Here is a 14,774-nt window from a genome sequence, read left to right as displayed (position 1 = left end):
CTTTTTTTTGTTTTGATATCTTTTAAAAGTATTACCGCAAATTTACTTCTTCAAAATCTGAACCACTGTCCCCAACATAACATTAGCTCCAAGACTCAAATCCTCATTCGAAGAATATTCTAATGGATTGTGACTAATTCCATCTTTACATCTCACGAAAATCATTCCGTAATCGCAAGCATAGGATAGAGCCAAAGCGTCATGAAAAGGCCCGCTCATTAACTCTGGAGCATCCAGTTCTAATGCCTTACATTCATTGTGGATGATTTCTTTAATCCAATCAGCACAATAACGAGGGTCGCTTTTAGTGTCTCCTGAAATGGAATAGGTTAATTGATGCTTTTGAGTAATAGCCTCAATACGGTCACGCAATTGTTTTTCATAACGGTTTCTTCTATCCAAATCAATATCCCGTAAATCGATGGTAAAAACCACTTCTTCTGGTATAATATTTCGCGAAGCAGGAAAAACAGTGATAGTCCCAACAGAACCAACAGTTGGAGCACCTGGAATTTGATTGGCTATTTCGTTTACTGCAACGATAATTTCGGCAGCACCTACTAGAGCATCTTTACGAATAGGCATAGGCACAGAACCCGTATGACCCGCCATTCCTTTTAGTTTAACGGTCCACCAAATAGGTCCAGAAATCCCTGAAACCACTCCAATAGGTTTATGAGCCAAATCCAAAACCGGCCCTTGCTCAATATGCAATTCCAAAAAGCAAAAAATACTTCCTTCTTTGTATTCTGATGCTTTAAATTGGGTAATATCACAACCAAAAGCAGTCAACGCCTGCCCTCTAGTAATTCCATCCTTGTCGGCTCGTTCTAATTCTCCGGCTTCTAGTTTACCTAAAATACCGCGAGAACCAAACAATCCTTTATTAAAACGCCAGCCTTCTTCATCGGCAAAGGAAATCACTTCAATAGGACGTTCAGGAACAATATTATTTTCGGTTAAAGTTGCAACAACTTCAATAGCGCACAATACTCCTGCTACTCCATCAAATCGTCCTCCATACGGTTGAGAATCGAGATGCGAACCCATCATTAAAACGGGTAATTGTGGATTTTTGCCTTCGAGTCTTCCTATTAAATTTCCAAAATTATCAATGTGAGTAGTCATTCCTGCGGCTTTCATCCATGATGCAGCGAGTTCAAAACCTTGTTTTTCTAATTCAGTGTGAGCTGGTCTACAAGTGCCCGTTTCGCCTATTTTACCTATTAGACTCATGGCTTCGAAATGACTTTGAAGACGACTAGAATTTATTTTCATTTATTTTTAATTAAGAACCCTGATAGGGTTTAAAACCCTATCAGGGTTAATTTATTATTTCTAATGATCGTTCAAAGGCAACCCCTGTGCTTGCCAATCTTTCCAGTTTACATATTCCGGTGCAACACGATGTTCTTCCATAGTAATACATTCATCAACAGGACATACTAACTTACACAAATTACAACCCACACATTCCTCTTCTTTAATCGTATAATTGTTGTACGGATTGCCTCTTTCTACATTAATAGATTGATGCGATGTGTCTTCGCAAGCAATATAACACAACCCACAATGAATGCATTTGTCTTGATTGATTTTAGCTATGTGATGGAAATTGATATCCAAATCTTCCCAATGCGTAATTTTTTCAACTGATTTTCCAATAAAGTCAGTTGTTTTTTCATAGCCTTTTTCGTCCATCCAGTTGTTTAATCCTTCGCACATGTCCTCTACAATTCTAAAACCATGGGTCATGGCGGCAGTACATACTTGCACAGAAGTAGCCCCTAATAACATGAACTCAACAGCATCTTTCCAAGTACTTACTCCTCCAATTCCAGAAACCGGAACTCTTGAAGCTACTGGATCTTGAGCAACAGTCGTTAACATTTTTAAGGCTATTGGTTTAACCGCTGGACCGCAATAACCACCAAAAACACTTTTACCAGCAACATAAGGATTCGGAACTAAAGTATCTAAATCGACACCTGTTACACTCTGAATCGTGTTAATTAAACTCAATGCATTCGTGCCACCTTCGACTGCAGCTCTAGCGGTTGGAACAACCGAGTGTACATTGGGTGTTAGTTTTGTAATTACTGGGATGGTCGCTTTTTCCATAACCCATTCCACCACCATTTTAGCGATTTCTGGATCTTGACCTACAGCTGCTCCCATTCCTCTTTCAGTCATTCCGTGCGGACAACCAAAGTTCAGTTCAAATCCCATTGCTCCTGCGTCTTCGCACTTCATAATTAATTCATGCCACGATTTACGGTCGTTATCAGCCATAAGCGAAACAATCATCGCTCTGTCAGGAAACATTTTTACGACTTCTAAAATTTCTTTCAAATTAATGTCTAATGGGCGGTCACTAATTAATTCAATATTATTGAATCCCATCATCCTTTTTCCTCCATAATTCACTGAGGAATAACGAGAGGAAACATTTTTTACTTGCGACCCTAATGTTTTCCATACTACACCGCCCCAACCTGCTTCAAAAGCACGAACAACGTTTATAAATTTGTCTGTTGGTGGTGCACTGGCTAGCCAAAAAGGATTCGGTGATTTTATGCCTAAAAAATCTGTTGATATATCTGCCATAATAGTTTTATTTAGTTCCGAGAATTTCGGAAGTTGACTTTTTAATTGTTGAAAGTTGGTTTTAGTTCGCAATCTAAAATATATTCTGGTCCAAAGAAGTATTTTACAATCGCTGCCGCTCCGTCTTTCCCAGCCTGAACCGCATCAACTACTTCTCTACCTCCGTTTACACAATCGCCACCAGCAAAAACGCCTTCTTGATTGGTTAATGCTTTGTCGGTAACCGTAACTTTTCCTTTGTTGTTTTGGAAAGAATTATCGTTTACTAACGTTTCAAATGGCATTTGTCCAGCTGCTTTAATCACCATATCTACCTCTAATGTAAATGTTTCTCCTGAAACTACTGGGCTTCTTCTTCCACTCTCGTCAGGTTCTCCCAATTTCATTACGTCGCAAACCAATTGTGACACTTTTCCGTTATCGCCTTTAATTTCTTTTGGCGCTGCTAACCAAATGATTTTACAACCATCTAATTTAGCAATATTCAACTCATGCTCCGTACAAGGCATTTCGTCCTGAGTTCTTCTATAAACTAAGGTCACATCAGAAGCGCCTAATCTTTTAGCTTGTGTGGCTGCATCAATAGCCGTCATTCCCATCCCTATTACTGCTACTTTATCACCAACAGCAATTTTAGAATAATCGTTGTTTCGTAATTCGTAAATGAATTTGATAGCATCTTCAACACCTTCTAAATGTTCGCCAGCAATATCTAATTGACGTGCTAAACCAACACCAAATGCTAAATATACAGCATCATAATTCTTCTTTAACTCTTCAATAGTAACATTTTTACCTAATTCTTGATTGTATTTGATGTCAATACCTCCTATCGAAGTAATGTAATTTACCTCATCTTCGCAAAATTCAGGGGTAACTTTATAGGCGGCAATTCCGTAGGTCATTAATCCTCCTCCTTTACTTTCTTTTTCATAAATGGTAACATCAATACCTTCTCTACTCAAAGTGTGGGCACAACTCAATCCAGCGGGACCTGCGCCAATTATAGCAACTCGTTTGCCTGTAGAAGGTTTTCTTTCAAATAACTGCCAATTATTTTCCATCGCTTTTTCGGTAGAATAGCGTTGCAATTTGGCAATATGAATAGGCGTTTCATGCATTAAATTATAAACACAAGCACCTTCGCATAATTTTTCAACGGGACATACTTTACTACATCCTGCCCCCATAATATTAGAAGAGAAAATGGTATGTGCTGAACCTTTAATGTTTTCAGTTGCGATTTGTTTAATAAATTTTGGAACGTTGATAGACGTTGGACACGACTTCATACAAGGCGGATCGTAACAAAACAGACAACGGTTGGCTTCAACCAATGCGGCGTCTGGAGTTTCAAAAGGCGGATGAATATCTGCAAAATTTTCTTCGTATGCTGCGGTGGTTAATCGATTGTTCTTTATGCTCATATTTTTATAATTTATTTTTTGGTAGTATTTTTATTCGTTTTATGGTGCTGTTATCTCACCATACGTCTCTGGTCTTCTATCACGATAAAATTGCCATTTGCTTCTGATTTGTTCAATTAAATCCAAGTCAAATTCAGCTACTAATAATTCATCTTTATCTTCAGAAGCACAAGCGATGATCTCTCCTAATGGATTTACAAAATAGGAGGTTCCGTAAAATCGACCTAAATTCCACGGTTTTTCTATTCCAACTCTATTGATGCATCCCATAAAATAACCATTTGCCACTGCGTGTGCGGGTTGTTCTAGTTTCCATAAGTTTTGCGATTGCCCAACGGTTGTCGCTGACGGATTGTAAACAATTTCAGCTCCGTTTAATCCTAAACACCTTGCGCCATCAGGAAAATGGCGGTCGTAACAAATGTAAACGCCTACTTTAGCATATTTGGTTTGAAAAACAGGATATCCTAAATTACCGGGTTTAAAGAAAAATTTCTCCCAAAAACCTCCTGTTTGCGGAATATGATTTTTTCTGTATTTGCCTAAATACGTTCCATCGGCATCTATAACAGCCGCAGTATTGTATAAAACACCTGCTTGGTCTTTTTCATAAACGGGAACCACAATAACCATGTCATATTTCTTGGCATAGACTTGCATGCGCTCTGTCGTAGGCCCCGGAACCGATTCAGCTGACGCATACCAAGCACTGTCTTGTCCTGGGCAAAAATAAGGCGTATTGAATATCTCCTGAAAACACAGAATTTGAACACCTTGCCTACCTGCTTCTTCAATATAAGGAATGTGCTTTTGCACCATCGCCTCCATGATTTCTGCAATCGTGCCTTCGCCTTCTGTTTTGGCTAAACTTAACTGAATAAGCCCTGATTTTACTATTCTTGCCATACTTTTATTTTTTAAACCATTAAGAAATTAAGGGTATTTAAGCTTTTTAAAAAGTTGCTTTTTTGACATTGATATTGCAATTGAAAATTATATTTTCCCTTGTACTTTTTTTCGTTTTATAAACTGCCCGTATCCTTTAGAAACTTTACATTCATTATTGTCTATAACTACTTTCCCTCTCAACAAAACCGTTTTTACTTTACCAGTAAGCTCCCAACCTTCATAACTGCTATAATCGACATTCATGTGGTGCGTTTTGGCCGAAACGATATGTTTTTCGTTAGGATCTAGAAGTACAATATCGGCATCGCTACCAATTGCAATGGTTCCTTTTTTAGGAAACATTCCAAATATTTTTGCAGCATTAGTACAAGCCACTTCTACATATTTGTTTAAGGTAATTTTTCCTTTGTTTACCCCTTCGCTAAAAAGCAATTCCATACGGTTTTCAATAGCAGGATGCCCGTTTGGAATTTTAGAAAAATCGTCCTTACCCATTAGTTTTTGTTCCCACATAAACGGACAATGATCGGTAGCTACCACTTTTACAGAACCTTGATTTAATCCCGCCCATAGGGTTTCTTGATCTTTCTTCTCCCGAAGCGGTGGACTCATCACCCATTTTGCTCCTTCAAAATTTTGTTCATACAAACTCGCATCTAAAATCAAATATTGAATACACGTTTCTACAAAAACATTTTGGTTTCGTTTGGTAGCATTTCTTACAGCATTTAGCGCCCCTTCGCACGTTAAATGCACAATATATCCTGGGCAACCGGTGTAATTCGCCATATCGGCAAATCGACCGCTGGCTTCTGCCTCGGTAACTTCGGGTTGTGATAGGTAGTGGTATAAAGGTTCAAGCTTGCCTTCTGCTTTGTGCTTCGCTATTAAATAGTCAATCATGTCACCATTGGTTGCATGAACATTTATTAGTCCGCCATACTTTTTAACTTCTTCCATGAGCCCAACCATTTGGCTGTCATTAATCATTAAAGCACCTTTGTAAGCCATAAACGTTTTAAAGGAAGTTATGCCTTCCACTTCTACCATATGCTGTATTTCTTTTCTGGTATTCTCATTAAAATCGGTTACGGCCATGTGAAAACTATAGTCTCCTAAAGTATTGTTATTGCTTCTTCCTTTCCATTCATCCAATGCCGATTGTAAACTTTTACCTTGAGTTTGAAGAACAAAATCGATTACGGTTGTGGTACCTCCAAACAAGGCCGCACGAGTTCCTGTTTCATAGTTATCACTACTATAGGTTCCCATAAATGGCATTTCTAAATGCACATGAGGGTCAATTCCTCCAGGAATAACCAACCTCCCTGAAGCATCAATTATTTCGTCTGCTTGAACATTTAAGTTTTTCCCAATAGCCGAAATAGTCTCGCCTTCAATAAATATATCAGCCTGATAATCATCGGCTGCTGTAATAATTCTTCCGTTTTTAATTAAAATACTCATTTTTTTCTTATATTATTTTTAGAATGTTTAACAATCAAAATCAATTATTTTTTTTCATTAACATCCAATAAACAATGCCACTTATACCAAACCCCACAAACCATGCATAATGATACAAACCTGAAATCCATTCTGGAAACACAGTCGAATCAACTACTTTAATTGTTGTTAAAAATCCAGGTATATTTGGTAAAATACCTATTAATAAGGCATAAATAGCATTTCTATTGAAACCGTTAGTAAATTTATAGATTCCTTTTGTATCATACAAGTCATTTAAAAGTAATGTTTGTTTTCTGATGAAATAATAATCGACAATCATAATTCCTCCGACGGGCCCTAATAAACTAGAATAACCAACCAACCAGGTGAAAATATATCCGGTAGGATCCGCTATCAATTTCCAAGGAAATATCAGAATACCAATAACACCTGTAATATAACCGCCTTTTCTAAAATCGATTTTAGAAGGAGCAAAATGAGCAAAATCATTGGCCGGACTCACAATATTAGCCGCAATATTAGTAGCCAATGTAGATATGGCAACAGCTACCATAGCTACGCTTACTAATAACTTACTATCAAACTTTCCTGCGAGTATCACTGGATCCCAAATCGTGGTTCCAAAAACAATAGTAGTGGCCGAAGTCACTACCACTCCCACAAAAGCAAACAATGTCATCGAAGTTGGCAATCCATAAATTTGCCCTCGTATTTGCGCTTTTTGAGACGTCGCATAGCGGGTAAAATCAGGAATGTTTAACGATAAGGTTGCCCAAAAACCAACCATTCCGGTTAATGCAGGAAAAAAGAAGTGAAAGAAATCAGTGGTATTTGTAAATTTTGATGGTGTTGCTAAAATGGGTCCCAAGCCATGAGCCGCTACTAATGCCCAAGCTAAAAGTGCTAAGGCTGCTATTGGTAAAAAAAAGGCTTTAAAAACCAATAACTTTTTAATACTATCAACACCTAAATACACCACATACATATTAAGAAACCAAAACAAGATAAAGCAAATCGCCGGTCCTGTTTGCAAACCAAAAGAATCTGGGAAAATTTGAGGCAAAGTTTCTAATGCTGGAATCCACAAACGCATCATTTGGTAAATGGCAAATCCGCCTATCCAGGTTTGAATCCCAAACCAACCGCAAGCCACAATGGCTCTAAGCAAAGCTGGTATATTTGCGCCTTTAGTCCCAAAACTCGCTCTAGCAAAAACCGGAAAAGGAATGCCGTATTTCGCTCCGGCGTGACCGTTTAATAACATAGGAATTAATACAATGGTATTGCCTAAAAAAATGGTCAATATGGCTTGCCACCAATTCATACCGCCTTCTATTAAAGAACTCGATAACATATAGGTAGGAATACACAAGCTCATGCTTATCCACAAAGCGGCATAATTCCAAGTGCTCCATGTACGATTGGATTCCGTAATGGGAGCCAAGTCTTTACTATATAGCGAAGAATCCGTTGTGTTTAAATGTGTGTCTGTCATAGGTTAGAAGAATTTAATCCAAAAAAAGCTCTTTTTTAGTGCCAAAAACCGCAACTTGCAAGGCTTCTTCTTGGGTAAAATCAAGTAAATTGAAATCGTGAATTAGTATAAATTTAATTAATTATATAATTATTTTACAAAAATATTTCATAAATGTAATAATAATTTCAATATAAGCAAGTTTTATTGACAAATAGTTCATTGGCTTCACAAAAAAAAGAGTGCTATAAATTAGGTACTTTTAATTATAATCTTTCGTCAGTTCTGTTTTATCCCGAAGCTTCGGGAAGAAAATCGTATCGGGAACAAGAAAAATTTAATTAAAAACGGTTCACAATACAAGTCACTTCAAAAAAAGAATGCTATAAATAGGCAATTTCAAATATACAAATCCTACTTTCTCGCTTTATCTTAAAAATTCTATCTTTGGTAAAAATACAACATGAAAAAGCTTCTTCCGCTGTTTATTATATTTTTTCTGTCTAGTTGCGGAATCCTTGAAAACTATACCACACCCGACAATAAACCAGCACTTTTCAATCTCAATAACATTCCTGAAATAACTTTAGAATTCAACACTAAAGACTGGAATAAACTCCTAACCAACTATGATCTCAATCCTAGTAATGAGAAAAAAGTGGTCTCTAAATTTACTTTTGACGTAAACGGAACAACTATAGCCCTAGACAGTATCGGACTCCGATTGCGAGGCAACACGAGCCGTCGCCGTCCAGAAGGAAATATTGGAGAATTGCACAATCCAACCAATCCCGATTGGCACCATGCGCATTTTGCCCTCGACTTTTCTAAATACAAATTAGACCAACGATTCAAAGGACTCAACAAAATGAACCTAAAATGGTTTAAGGACGATGCTAATTATTGCCGCGAAATATACAGCTATGACCTCTTTACCCGTTACGGTTGCTGGAATGCCCCAAGAGCTTCTTACGGCAGAGTAACCGTTGCCATAAAGGGCGATGCTAAACCTGCTTATTTCGGAGTTTATGCCATGGTAGAAAACGTAGACGAGGATTTTCTAGAAAAACGAAAAGACCAATGGGGTTCAGGAACTGGATTTTTATGGAAAGGCGGTTGGAGCGGTGGCACAAATGCTTCCCTACAGACTTCCTCTACTCAAAGCATAGGGGTTGAAGATGTAAATATAGACCCCGCACTATCGGTTTATTATGCCTACGATTTAAAAACCCGAAAAGACGAACTTCCTGCTGCTCAAGCCGAACTGATACAATTCATCACCGACCTCAACACCAAAACCGGTAGTGCTTTTCAAACTTGGATTGCCCAAAAAATGGACATCCCGCTCTTTCTAAAAACCTATGCTACTAATGTTATGCTGGGCATGTGGGACGACTATTGGGTGAACGGCAACAACTTTTATTTGTATTTTGCTCCTAATGGCAAAGTGTACTTTATTCCTATAGATTATGACAACTCATTAGGCACGTCTCAAATCATGGAAAACGCGGGTACACAAGACCCGCTTAAATGGGGAAGCTCTAGTAAACGCCCCCTAATAAATAAAATCCTTGCCATTACCCAATACCAAAACCTATATAAAAGCTACATAAAAGAACTAGCAAACCCCGCCAACGACCTTTTTACTGCCGAAAAAAGCATGAAGCGCATACAGGTTTGGCAAAACAAAATGGCCCCTTATGTCCCTAACGACACCGGCGAAGACATGAGCATAGAAGACAAACCAGCTTCTTGGGGCAACCAACAAAATTACCGTCTTACCACAGGCAACAACCAAGGTGGAAGCAACGGCCCTGCTAATTATTTCTTGAGCCGAGCAGCGAGTATTACTTGGTAAAACAAAACTTTTTCAACTATAAATGAACCTCTGACCGTTTGTGTTGGAGGTTTTTTGATTAACCAACAGACATTTTAGCAGAAGCTGCCCAAAGATAATTAGGTATTGGCTCGTTTAATTCCCATTTAATATTCATTGGTTTTTCACCTTCATTTTCTTTGAAGTTTCCTTCGCCAATAAAAACATACCCCATCGTGTTTCCTTTTTCATCACTTGCTTTTTCTCTAACAAAAAGTAAAATCTTTTTAGCATTTTCTTGATGCTTAATATATGACAGTCCCTTTCCTATATCTGGCCTTGATGAATTTTGACTTTGCCAATGAAATAGGGTTTCACTAATTGCATAATCATCATACATAGTGGTTGGTGAAAAGTTTTCCTCCGATTTAATAAGATTGATAAAAAGCAATTCTGTGTTTAAATCTATATTTTCCGCTACGCCTTCTCTACTAGGCGATTTCCTTTCGAAAGTACTTAATCCAAAAGCAGCTAAAATTTGGTCTCTAGTATATCGAGCATGAACTTTTAGAGGTTGTTTAAAAGGCAATTGAATTTCAATTTCTTTAAAATCAACCCTGTCTATTAGTATTTCTAAAACTTCAATAATTTCATTAACTAAAATTTTATTCTTACCAATTGTTTTAATACTTTCTTCTAATGATTGAAACAAACCATGATTTTGCCAAACATCATAATGCAACATCAACAACATAGCTTTCTCATTTTCATCAAATTTATTTAGATTGAAATTGAAACCTTGTTTTGCGATTTTAAGAATAAAGTTAAAATAACTTGTTGAATTTGTTGACAACCACTTTTTACTTATTGTAGAGAAAATTTGTTTTTCATTGGTAATTTCAAAATCATTAATAACACCCGCTAATTGACAAAGTCTTGACCATGTCCCTTTTTTATAAATCGTTTCAATTGAAATATGATTCAAATCAATAAAATTATTTAGCGTTAATGGTAAAGTCGTTTGATGCTGAAAATTTCTGATCTTAGTAATCAGTTGATTAATATTTAGGGATGTCGCTTTTTTAATGTTTTCAAGAATTGTTTCTTTTGTTTTTTTCTCTAATACAATGGAACAACCTAATGGCAAATGAGGAAAATCATCTTCTATTTCTTTTTGAACCGATGTTGTTGTTTTTCCAATTAATGCTCGAAACTTACTTTCAAAATCATATTCAGGTCTTGAATTCCCAACAAAATCGAGTACTGTTAAACAATCTTTACCATCAGCTAGACGTAATCCACGTCCTAATTGTTGAAGAAAAACGGTTAAACTTTCTGTAGGTCTTAAAAACAAAACAGTATCAATTTCAGGAATATCAACACCTTCATTAAAAATATCGACAACAAATAAATAATTGAATTCTTTTCTCTTGAATTGCTCTCTAATTCTATCTCGCTCGATTGAGTTTTTAGCAGTTAAAAACTGTGCTTTTAGACCTGCTAAATTAAATTTTTCAGCCATGAAAGTGGCATGCTCAATGGTAACACAAAAACCGATAGCTCGGACTTCATTTAAGTCATTAGTATATTTATCGAGGTTGGTAATTATTTCACCAACACGAACATCATTTTTAGTATATAAGCTTGTCAATTCACTAGCAACATACTTGCCTTTCTCCCATTTTACATTGGTTAAATCGATACTATCAGTAATTCCAAAATATTGAAATGGACTTAATAATTTTTTATTCAAGGCTTCAGGCAACCTAATTTCGGCAGCTATACGATTACAAAAATCCGCCAAAATATCTTCTCCATCCATTCGCTCTGGAGTAGCAGTTAACCCTAAAAGAACAACAGGTTTAAAATAATTTAAAATCGGTCTATAGGTTGATGCAGAAATATGATGTACTTCATCGATAATTATAAAATCGTAATATTCAGGAGAAAGTTTAATTTCTTTAAGCCTATTATTGAGGGTTTGCACCGAAGCAAAAACATATTCAGTAGAGTTCGGTTCTAAACCATCAACCCATAAATCTCCAAAATTATTATCTTTTAAAACGCCTTGAAAAGTTGCTTTTGCTTGTTGCAAAATTTCTTTTCTATGAGCAACAAAAAGTAGTTTTGATGACTTACTGTTACTTCTGAAATTCTTATAATCAAATGCAGAAATAACTGTTTTCCCGGTTCCTGTTGCAGCAACTAAAAGATTTCGATATCTATTATGAACTATTCTTTCAACTTCTAATTTTTCAATTATTTCATTTTGATAATGAAAAGGTTTAATATCAAAATACGATGTGGTAAACGTATATTCCTTTGAAAATTTTCCTTGTTTGAGAGCTTCTATTAATTTTACGGAATGAATATTTTGATTATATAATTCAAACTCTGGATTTTGCCAATATGCTTCAAATGTTTTCTTAAATTTATCAATAATATGACCAACTTCTTTAGTAGTTATTTTCAAATTCCATTCTAAACCATCGGTTAAAGCTGAACGAGAAAAATTAGAAGAACCAATATATCCTGTATGAAATCCAGTATTTCTTTGAAACAAATAGGCTTTTGCGTGTAATCTTTCATTACCTGTATTATAGGAAACTTTGACTTCTGTGTTTTCTAAAGAAGCTAAAAATTCAACTGCTTTTGCATCGGTCGCTCCAATATAAGTAGTTGTAATTACTCTTAATTTTCCACCTCTTTCAGTAAATTCTCTTAATTCACGTTCCAGAATTCGAATTCCTTTCCATTTGATAAAAGAAACTAACAAATCAATTTTATCAGAAGATAAAATCTCTTTTCTCAATTCGCTTTCGAGTGTTGTACCTGAGTTTCCACCTGTAAAAAGTTCGCTATGAATTAATCTTGTGTAAGGAGTAATTTCTTTTAAACGCAAATCCAAATCGGTAAAGTGAGCATCAATTTTGGTGAAAACGGCTTTTAATATTTTGCCTTCCGTTTCAATTAAATCATCTTCAAACTCTTCTTTTTTTAATTCTTCTTTTAAAAATAAAATGATTTTATTAGCTATTTCAATTTGTGTTTCTAAAACATCTTCTCCTTTAATCAAGGTGAATGCATGTCGTATTGTTTTTCCAATATGTTGAGATAATATCTGGGCCGCCTCAGCTTTGTCTATTGGCGTTTTCTTTACTTGAAAAGTATCTTTATTTAATTCGTTTAATTTATAGTTGATTACTTTTGTAACTAATTCCTCATATATTCCTTGGTTCATAATTCAAGTTTTAAAAATTCTTCTACAATTGGAATATCTGCCGCCGCCCAATCTAAATGTAATAATTCTGATTTATCTAATAATTTATATGCTTTATGTTCAGCCAAAACAATTTCACCCGACACATAATTTGCTACAAAAGGAATTAAATTAATTTTAAAAGTTCCATAATCAAAAATGCTGTTTGAAAGTTTATGCAAAACTTCAATCTCTATATTTAATTCTTCTCTAATTTCTCTTTTGATACAATCTATTTCACTTTCATTTTCCTCTAATTTCCCGCCGGGAAACTCCCATTTTAATGGCAATTTCATCTTCTCACTTCGTTGAGTGACTAAAATTTTACTATCAAAAAAAACTAAAGCACAAGTAACGTTAACCATGTTCTGATTTTTTATAAACTTAATTATAATTTTTTGATTGATTAAAAAATTTTTTACTTTTAAAAAAAAGCAACAAAGGGTCACAGTAATAGCTACCCCGATATCGCGGATTTATAATCCGTGATCTACCAATCCTAACCCCGATATCGCGGATTTATAATCCGTGATCTACCAATCCTAACCCCGATATCGCGGATTTATAATCCGTGATCTACCAATCCTAAATCCCCTAATAAACTCCGCTCTTCAAAGTCTCCTGACTTCGGATACACTTTCTAGAAGAAACACTTTTACACGGCAATCACCGCCATTTCTAATGCTTATTAAAAAAAACTCCCCGTTGCACGAACAACGAGGAGAATTTCCAGCTACCATAATAATAATGAGATAGCGTTGTCAATAACGGCTCAAGTAATGTTACACCACATCCAAAATGTTAAGCACATTATAAGCACCGTCTTTCAGCGAGTACTGCGCTCCATTTACTTCCTGAAAAAATTCAATCAAAAGAAAATGAATTTGAGTACCATTCCCCTGAGGAATCCCGCTAGGGGTTAAGGTCACAGTAGCGGTAGCCATAGTTATAGGCAAATTAACAGGAGTACTGTAAGTAACATCCCGAACCCCACTGGCAAAATCCAAAACGACAAAGCTGCTACGCATACTAAAATGGGTCGCTCCCGGCGGATAGTTCAATTGCTCCTTTGGGGTAAAATCAGCAATAACGAAGGCTCCCGTGCTGTTGTCTACACTAAAAGGGGCAAACAAAACACTCAGCAAAGGAGCGCGATTATTAAAATCAAACCCTCGCAACACTTGTTGCCCCTCAGCAGTCAACAAACCTTCAGCCGCATTGCGTTCGCCACGAACCGAAACCGTGTCTAAGTTTTTGATCTTAGACATAACCTGTACAAGCCTACTCGACAACTTCGCGTCTTTCGCTTTAAATACCATAGTCCCCGATGCCATCCGCAGCATCTTCCCTGCGCCGGCACTCCGACCAAATTCTGCCCCATTTTCTCGCGTTCTTACAAACGCGGGGTCATTTAAAATACGGGATTTAGAAACCCCTCCTTTAGTGCGAACAAAATGTCCATCGGCACTTTTGTAAAAAGTAACATTGTCTAATGTTCCTTCTACTTTAAATAGGCTAGTATTTTTCGCCATAATTTAAAATTTTTGAATTAATTGAAGCAACTATTGCTTCCTACTACTATAACGTAAAGACAATAACTCTGTCCTATATTTTTTTTCATGATTGTGCTGAAAAGAGTCAAAGTTTCCTAAAATGGTATAAAGTTTCCCACACACAATAATAGAATAGCCATATAAAAACGAGCTAAAATCAAAAAGTAAGACAAAATATAGTGTCTTGTCCTAAAATAGCTATACACAAAAACAGTGTATATGGAACACCAACAACAAGAGATTTATGCTTCACGTGAGC

Annotated in this window: 10 protein-coding genes; 1 reads left to right on the top strand and 9 read right to left on the bottom strand. The window is 36.2% G+C overall.

Annotated features, from left to right (window positions below; genetic code table 11):
- Window positions 1-42: 42 nt before the first annotated feature.
- The 6 genes from ACFQ0S_RS09340 to ACFQ0S_RS09315 form a co-directional block, all read right to left on the bottom strand.
- Window positions 43-1,278, bottom strand: coding sequence for a M20 family metallo-hydrolase (locus tag ACFQ0S_RS09340; RefSeq protein WP_379758488.1), 1,236 nt, complete (start codon window positions 1,276-1,278; stop codon window positions 43-45).
- Between the two features lie 60 nt (window positions 1,279-1,338).
- Entirely contained in the window at window positions 1,339-2,607 is a 1,269-nt protein-coding gene (preA, locus tag ACFQ0S_RS09335; RefSeq protein WP_379758485.1) for an NAD-dependent dihydropyrimidine dehydrogenase subunit PreA, read from the bottom strand.
- Between the two features lie 41 nt (window positions 2,608-2,648).
- Entirely contained in the window at window positions 2,649-4,034 is a 1,386-nt protein-coding gene (locus ACFQ0S_RS09330) for an NAD(P)-dependent oxidoreductase (protein ID WP_379758482.1), read from the bottom strand.
- Window positions 4,035-4,073: 39 nt separating this feature from the next.
- On the bottom strand, window positions 4,074-4,940 hold the full coding sequence (locus tag ACFQ0S_RS09325) for a nitrilase-related carbon-nitrogen hydrolase (RefSeq protein ID WP_379758479.1): 867 nt from the start codon (window positions 4,938-4,940) through the stop codon (window positions 4,074-4,076).
- 87 nt (window positions 4,941-5,027) lie between these two features.
- Complete coding sequence (hydA, locus tag ACFQ0S_RS09320) at window positions 5,028-6,410, bottom strand: dihydropyrimidinase (protein WP_379758476.1); 1,383 nt, start codon at window positions 6,408-6,410, stop codon at window positions 5,028-5,030.
- A 40-nt stretch (window positions 6,411-6,450) separates the two neighbouring features.
- The gene (locus ACFQ0S_RS09315; protein WP_379758473.1) at window positions 6,451-7,908 is read right to left on the bottom strand and encodes an NCS1 family nucleobase:cation symporter-1; all 1,458 of its coding nucleotides are present in this window, start codon (window positions 7,906-7,908) and stop codon (window positions 6,451-6,453) included.
- Window positions 7,909-8,350: 442 nt separating this feature from the next.
- Between ACFQ0S_RS09315 and ACFQ0S_RS09310 the strand changes: the two genes are divergently transcribed.
- Complete coding sequence (locus ACFQ0S_RS09310; RefSeq protein WP_379758470.1) at window positions 8,351-9,745, top strand: CotH kinase family protein; 1,395 nt, start codon at window positions 8,351-8,353, stop codon at window positions 9,743-9,745.
- Between the two features lie 58 nt (window positions 9,746-9,803).
- Here the strand turns inward: ACFQ0S_RS09310 and ACFQ0S_RS09305 are convergent, their stop codons facing one another.
- The 3 genes from ACFQ0S_RS09305 to ACFQ0S_RS09295 all read right to left on the bottom strand — a co-directional run bounded on the left by ACFQ0S_RS09305 (window position 9,804) and on the right by ACFQ0S_RS09295 (window position 14,494).
- Window positions 9,804-12,944: a DEAD/DEAH box helicase gene (locus ACFQ0S_RS09305; RefSeq protein ID WP_379758467.1), complete on the bottom strand. Its 3,141-nt coding sequence runs from the start codon at window positions 12,942-12,944 to the stop codon at window positions 9,804-9,806.
- The gene (locus ACFQ0S_RS09300) at window positions 12,941-13,327 is read right to left on the bottom strand and encodes a (deoxy)nucleoside triphosphate pyrophosphohydrolase (RefSeq protein WP_379758464.1); all 387 of its coding nucleotides are present in this window, start codon (window positions 13,325-13,327) and stop codon (window positions 12,941-12,943) included. Before ACFQ0S_RS09300 ends, ACFQ0S_RS09305 begins: the two co-directional genes overlap by 4 nt.
- A 417-nt stretch (window positions 13,328-13,744) precedes the next feature.
- Entirely contained in the window at window positions 13,745-14,494 is a 750-nt protein-coding gene (locus ACFQ0S_RS09295; RefSeq protein ID WP_379758461.1) for a hypothetical protein, read from the bottom strand.
- Between the last annotated feature and the right edge of the window lie 280 nt (window positions 14,495-14,774).

Origin of the sequence: Flavobacterium myungsuense (assembly GCF_042677265.1) — a bacterium.
GTDB classification, from domain to species: Bacteria; Bacteroidota; Bacteroidia; order Flavobacteriales; family Flavobacteriaceae; genus Flavobacterium; species Flavobacterium myungsuense.
This window is presented reverse-complemented; position numbering and strand designations above follow the sequence as displayed.

Excerpts from the sequence above, each read along its gene's own strand:
- ACFQ0S_RS09295 (WP_379758461.1), bottom strand. The coding sequence starts at position 14,494 with ATGGCGAAAAATACTAGCCTATTTAAAGTAGAAGGAACATTAGACAAT.
- ACFQ0S_RS09300 (WP_379758464.1), bottom strand. The coding sequence starts at position 13,327 with ATGGTTAACGTTACTTGTGCTTTAGTTTTTTTTGATAGTAAAATTTTA.
- hydA (WP_379758476.1), bottom strand. The coding sequence starts at position 6,410 with ATGAGTATTTTAATTAAAAACGGAAGAATTATTACAGCAGCCGATGAT.
- ACFQ0S_RS09310 (WP_379758470.1), top strand. The coding sequence starts at position 8,351 with ATGAAAAAGCTTCTTCCGCTGTTTATTATATTTTTTCTGTCTAGTTGC.
- ACFQ0S_RS09305 (WP_379758467.1), bottom strand. The coding sequence starts at position 12,944 with ATGAACCAAGGAATATATGAGGAATTAGTTACAAAAGTAATCAACTAT.
- ACFQ0S_RS09340 (WP_379758488.1), bottom strand. The coding sequence starts at position 1,278 with ATGAAAATAAATTCTAGTCGTCTTCAAAGTCATTTCGAAGCCATGAGT.
- ACFQ0S_RS09315 (WP_379758473.1), bottom strand. The coding sequence starts at position 7,908 with ATGACAGACACACATTTAAACACAACGGATTCTTCGCTATATAGTAAA.
- preA (WP_379758485.1), bottom strand. The coding sequence starts at position 2,607 with ATGGCAGATATATCAACAGATTTTTTAGGCATAAAATCACCGAATCCT.
- ACFQ0S_RS09325 (WP_379758479.1), bottom strand. The coding sequence starts at position 4,940 with ATGGCAAGAATAGTAAAATCAGGGCTTATTCAGTTAAGTTTAGCCAAA.
- ACFQ0S_RS09330 (WP_379758482.1), bottom strand. The coding sequence starts at position 4,034 with ATGAGCATAAAGAACAATCGATTAACCACCGCAGCATACGAAGAAAAT.